Here is a 5,252-nt window from a genome sequence, read left to right as displayed (position 1 = left end):
TTCCTGCATTTTCTGCATCAAAATGTTTGCAAAACTCGTCTATAATACAAAATAATTCTGTAACTTTGTAATCGGTAGTCATATCAAATGTATTTGTAACTTGTTGTAATTCACCTGTAAAGGTACAAAATATTTGTGAGACTACCAACTTTTTATGAACTATTCTTATCCCGAACTGGGGTAATATACTATAAGAGTTCATGTCTCTCTACATATTAAATTGTTAATTGCTGATAACTATGAGACTGAAGCCAAAACTACTCAATGCAATAATATTAGGATTGACAATGTTCCTTTCAATGCAAACAGCTTTTGCTGCTTGCAAACAGTCATTTGCCGCTCAACAAAAGAAGGTAGCGACCATTAGCAAAAAGAGAGTTGTCAAGAGCAAGAAGAGAACCTATCGCAAGGCTTCGGCGCGTAAATATTCGCATAGGGAACTGAACTCCATTATGCGGATACTTGAGCGGAAGTTCCTGTCGGAAGACAAGACCCCGGCCTTGCGAAATGTTGTTGGATTTGGAATGGGATCCAACTCCATTGATGTTGCGCTCCGTTGGAACACGAAGGAGAAGCAGCAGGAGTTTCGTAGGCAGATTTACAACTCGCCCGCCATCAGGTTTGAGGGCAAGTTGGACCCTATCATCGACAACAGGGAAGGCGTGAGCACCTACCAAGGTATCTCCCTCAAGGCGGAGAAGCCTTCCTATCCATTGGGCACCACGGAGATCAGATTCACGATTACCAACCATAGTGGCAAAGAATTCATGTATGGCGAATCATATAGCATCACAGCCCAAGGTAGGGATGGTAGTTGGTTTATTTTACCAACTGACTGCCTATTCAATGCTGTTGGGCATATATTAAGCGACGGTCAAAGCGGCACCATCACCGCCCATCTTTTTCCCGATATTCTTCCAAACAATCCTGGCGTCTATCGCTTCTTCTACGAAGAAAACATAGATGGCAATAAGGTGCTGCTTATGGCAACCTTTGAGTTGAAGTAAATAAAAAGAATTGTTGCTTATGAAAATACTCTTCAGTTTATTGACATTTTGTTTATTTGCCTCATGCGTTCATTCCCAAGAGGCGGTGGACACGGTAAGTGTGCGTGTACAGTATCGTGCATTGTATAAACACACGCAGGAGCAAAAGGAAGCGTATGATGATATAAATCTGTTGGATATAGGGAGACATTCGTCTCGGTTTTATAGCCAACGGTTTGAGCAGTTTCTGTATCAGCGTGATTCTGTGAAGAGTGTGAATACCGACCCTATGAGCTATTTGCAGTTCCTGGCAAATACGTTTGGCTCTAAGAAAGGACGCGAGTATGAAGTTTATAAGCACATTCCACAGAGGGGCACGCTCACTTATACGGATGTCGTGCACAATGACTTTTCATTCTGTTATGAGGAATCCATTCCGACCTTCTCTTGGGAACTCGCCGAGGGTGACACTATTATTATAGGTTATCCCTGCCACAAAGCCGTTTGTCAGTTCCGTGGGCGCACTTGGACAGCGTGGTATTCGTTGGACTTGCCTTTTGATAATGGTCCATGGAAGTTAGGTGGTTTGCCCGGACTCATATTGGCGGCTTCTGAAAGCCGACATGAATTCTCGTTTGTTGCTACAGGCATAGAGCAGATACGGCAAACTGTAACCATCAGCTTTCACCCCAAGCGTTATTTGCGCTCAACTCCTGTCAAGTTTCAACATCTGCTTGAGGATTACTGGAAAGACCAATGGAATACTACCAACCGCTTGCAAGGTAGCGGATATAGCGAACCGCCTAAGGCACAGCGGAGTTTCAATGCCTGTTTAATGGAAAAATATGAATAAGTGATATGTAATAACCATTTGGAAAGCAATGAGATATGCCATATTTTTCATACTTCTGCTATCCAACCTTTCGCTCTCTGCACAAACCTTCACAGGAAAGGTGAAGGGTAAGAAAGGAGAGCTCTTGGTAGGTGCCTCGGTTGTGGCATCAACTGAGAGCAAGTCAACCGTGGCGTATTGTCTCACAAGCGATAATGGTGAATATAAGCTGACTATTCCTAAAGGGAAAAATCCTGCAAGTATAACGGTAAGTTATATTGGTTATCAGAAGAAGACGATGCCGTTTGCTGATTTGAAGGATGGCATGACTATCACGTTAGTAGAAGGCGACTTTCAATTAAAGGAAGTAAAGATAAAAGCGGAGCGTATAAAGAGTTCTGGAGACACGCTCACATATTCGGTTGCTGGTTTTCGCCAGGGGCAAGACCGAAGCATTGCCGACGTGATAGCCAAGATGCCTGGACTTGAGGTAAAAACGGATGGCAAGGTGGAATACCAAGGAAAACCTATCAACAAGTTCTATATTGAGGGACTTGACTTGATGGGGTCGCAATATGGTGTTGCCAACCAAAACATCTCAGCCGATAAGATAAAGAGTGTGCAGGTGTTGGAGAATCATCAGTCGGTGAAGTCGTTGCGTGGCGTGTCGTTCAGCGAACAGGCTGCTCTCAATCTTGTGTTGAAGGATGATGCCAAAGCCGTATGGACGGGAGCGGCTGACATAGGTTTGGGTTATGGTGATGATTTTTTATACGACTGCCGACTGATGGGTATGCGTTTCAACAAGAAGTATCAGACGCTGATGATGTACAAGAACAACAACATCGGCAAGCAGCTCGACAATGAGGTGCTCGATCTTGCTGCATTGTTAAAGGGAAGAACTGGCTCTGAGTCGGGCTTTCTCTCAATGATGTCGGTTGCGGCTCCCGACCTTGCAGACAACCGATATACTTTCAACAATAGTCATCTTGTTGCCGGCAACTGGCTTTGGAAGACTGGCAAGGATTCGGAACTGCGTGTGCAAGGCAATGGATTTATAGACAAGACCGATATGCAGGACTATAGTTCATCCACTTATCTCACCCTTGCCGATATGCCAGTCATAGTTGAGGGGCAGAATGTCAGCAACACCCGAAGCGAATGGAAGGGTGAGGCCAACTATCAGTACAACGGCAGCAAGAGTTTCATCAAGAACAACCTTAAAGGTTATATTGACTTCAACAAGAGTGTCGGCACGATGATGTACAACGGACAGCGCACCGACATGATGGTGAAGCCGCACAAGCGCAGTATTACTGAGGATTTTCAGATGTCGCACACCACGGCAAAGGGCAACATATACAACGTTGAAAGTTATTGGACCTACAGCTATCTGCCGGGACAGTTGCTCACCATTGATGGAATGACAGAACGGCTGAATCTCGGATTCTTCTCAACACAGAATGAAATGCAATATAAACTGAAAGTCGGCAGACACTATCTCAACAATGAATTGGGAGTGAACTATGACTATCAGAGCATTGGTGTGGCAATGGGCGAGGAAGCAGAGAAGACGAATGTGTATCAGTTGCTTCGCATGTATTGGTCTCCTTCAATGTCGTTCCTTTTCGGAAAGCATATGATAGGAATAAAGTCGAAGATAAGTTATGCTCGTCAGTCTTACCGTGAGTCAAGAAGCAATCATCTGTGGATAGACCCTGCGGTGGGTTGGAATTGGAAGGCAACTGTTGTTTCTGAATTTTCGGCTAATGTTGGTTATGCTAATGCGCCATTGATGGGAAGGTCTATCTATGACACTCCTATCTTCACAAGCTATCGCACGCAGAAAGTGAATAGAGGCAAAACGGATGCTACTCACTCTCTTCATGTAACGGCAGCATATAAATACACCAATCCTGTGTCGGGACTGTTCTTTAATATTCGTCCTTCATATAATAGGATGTCGGGAAACATCCTTTACGAGAGTGCGATGAACGGCAATATCTACACCATGACTGCTACCGACAAGGAATATGCCATGCAGACAATAGGCGTTTCTGGTCGTGTAAGCAAATCGTTTGGATGGGCAAAGACACTTGTCGGTATTGGCGCCTCACACAACATCACAGATTATAATATGCTTGTGTCGGGCATTGTGAATGACGCACGTATGAACACAACCTCTGTTTCGTTCAACTACTCATTGCGTCCAGCGAGATTTCTTTCTGTTGAGGGTAAGTCGAATGTGAACATTTATAAGCAGAAAAACCTCACGGCCCCAGAACTCTCTTCCGACCCCACAACCGACTGGGAACATATCCTTAAACTATATGTGTTCCCTGCCAAAGGATGGATGCTGAGCGTAAAAAACGAACTCTTCCATACCAACGACAAGAGCATCGGTGTAAACCACTTTCTTGACCTTGCCATTGCCTACAAGGCTAAGCGTTGGGAATTCTCCGTCACAGCAAACAACCTTATTGGCACTTCTGAGTTTGAACGAAGAACTCTCGGCAACACCATTGAGTCGTATAGCATTACTCGTCTTCGTCCAAGAGAAGTGCTTGCAAAGTGGAGTATGGATTTGTAAACTACAAGAAGTCCTTTAATGCAAGAAAGATTACTAAGAAAGTCATAACGAAGCCAATTATGAAGAAGAGCCAAAAGAACCACTGGGCATAGTGACCGAGGTAGCAACCATTATATTCCTTGTATCGCTCACGGACTTTTTTCCGTTCATCAGCAAACATGGAATTGACCTCACGGATATGCATCTGCATCTGTGCGGTCATCCATTGGCGTTCTTTGGCAAACAGTTCTTGAATCTTCTGCCAGTCAGCATCATTGACATTTACAGATACCTTAAATTTTGTGGGAGCATTTTCCAAAGCTTTGTCTATGTGCTGATTGATGGTATCAACCTTTTTGCTGATAGTAGTCACAGCACCACCTAATTTTGCTTCTGCCCGTTGATACTGCTGAATGGCAGATTCCAGTTCAAGTCTGGCATTGATGAAGGTGTTGGTAGCCTTGTCAATGTCCTCACTCAACTGCTTCAACTCAGGAACACGGTTTACAAGTCCATCCTCGGCTTGCTGTTCCTCGACCTCGTTTTCAACATCATTCATCATCTTATCGAAATCTGGTAAAAGCTAAAATCTTCTCAACTGCGCATTATCATAAGTCAAGAATATCGTCAAGAACACAGAAACGACAAGAGAACAAGCCATGCAGATAACCAGAAACTGACGAAAGTGCTCACTTCGATACATCCTCTTTATCCAATACCAGGGATATGTCATGAATATAAATCGTGGCAAGGCTTTTATGATTTGCGGTATGGGGCTCTATTGTCTTGGATTTCTTTGCTTGCATAAGTTCCATCATTGCTGCATATCGCTTTTCCGTCAGTTGGATATTGCGATTAAGAGTCT

Annotated in this window: 4 protein-coding genes and 1 pseudogene; 3 read left to right on the top strand and 2 right to left on the bottom strand. The window is 44.0% G+C overall.

Features of this window, described 5'->3' with window-relative positions:
* Positions 1 to 202, bottom strand: a pseudogene (locus tag QVO99_RS05065) (hypothetical protein); the annotation flags it as partial.
* Positions 203 to 239: 37 nt separating this feature from the next.
* Between QVO99_RS05065 and QVO99_RS05060 the strand changes: the two are divergent.
* The 3 genes from QVO99_RS05060 to QVO99_RS05050 are packed head-to-tail and all read left to right on the top strand — an operon-like array spanning position 240 to position 4,408.
* Positions 240 to 1,007, top strand: coding sequence for an immunoglobulin-like domain-containing protein (locus QVO99_RS05060; RefSeq protein ID WP_022316515.1), 768 nt, complete (start codon positions 240 to 242; stop codon positions 1,005 to 1,007).
* Between the two features lie 19 nt (positions 1,008 to 1,026).
* Positions 1,027 to 1,839, top strand: a complete 813-nt coding sequence (locus QVO99_RS05055) for a GLPGLI family protein (protein WP_022316514.1) — start codon at positions 1,027 to 1,029, stop codon at positions 1,837 to 1,839.
* Between the two features lie 28 nt (positions 1,840 to 1,867).
* Positions 1,868 to 4,408 (top strand): carboxypeptidase regulatory-like domain-containing protein, encoded by a 2,541-nt coding sequence (locus tag QVO99_RS05050; RefSeq protein ID WP_022316513.1) that lies wholly within the window; start codon positions 1,868 to 1,870, stop codon positions 4,406 to 4,408.
* 1 nt (position 4,409) lies between these two features.
* On the opposite strand, the gene QVO99_RS05045 is transcribed toward QVO99_RS05050, so the two are convergent.
* A complete protein-coding gene (locus QVO99_RS05045; protein ID WP_288176971.1) occupies positions 4,410 to 4,949 on the bottom strand; it encodes a hypothetical protein in 540 nt (179 codons plus the stop codon).
* Between the last annotated feature and the right edge of the window lie 303 nt (positions 4,950 to 5,252).

The organism is Prevotella sp. CAG:592, assembly GCF_000436015.1.
Taxonomy (GTDB): domain Bacteria; phylum Bacteroidota; class Bacteroidia; order Bacteroidales; family Bacteroidaceae; genus Prevotella; species Prevotella pectinovora.
The sequence above is the reverse complement of the archived record's forward strand: the minus strand, read 5'-3'. Positions and strand labels throughout refer to the sequence as shown.

Coding starts and splice junctions, on each gene's coding strand:
- QVO99_RS05060 (WP_022316515.1), top strand. CDS start 240: ATGAGACTGAAGCCAAAACTACTCAATGCAATAATATTAGGATTGACA.
- QVO99_RS05055 (WP_022316514.1), top strand. CDS start 1,027: ATGAAAATACTCTTCAGTTTATTGACATTTTGTTTATTTGCCTCATGC.
- QVO99_RS05050 (WP_022316513.1), top strand. CDS start 1,868: ATGAGATATGCCATATTTTTCATACTTCTGCTATCCAACCTTTCGCTC.
- QVO99_RS05045 (WP_288176971.1), bottom strand. CDS start 4,949: ATGATGAATGATGTTGAAAACGAGGTCGAGGAACAGCAAGCCGAGGAT.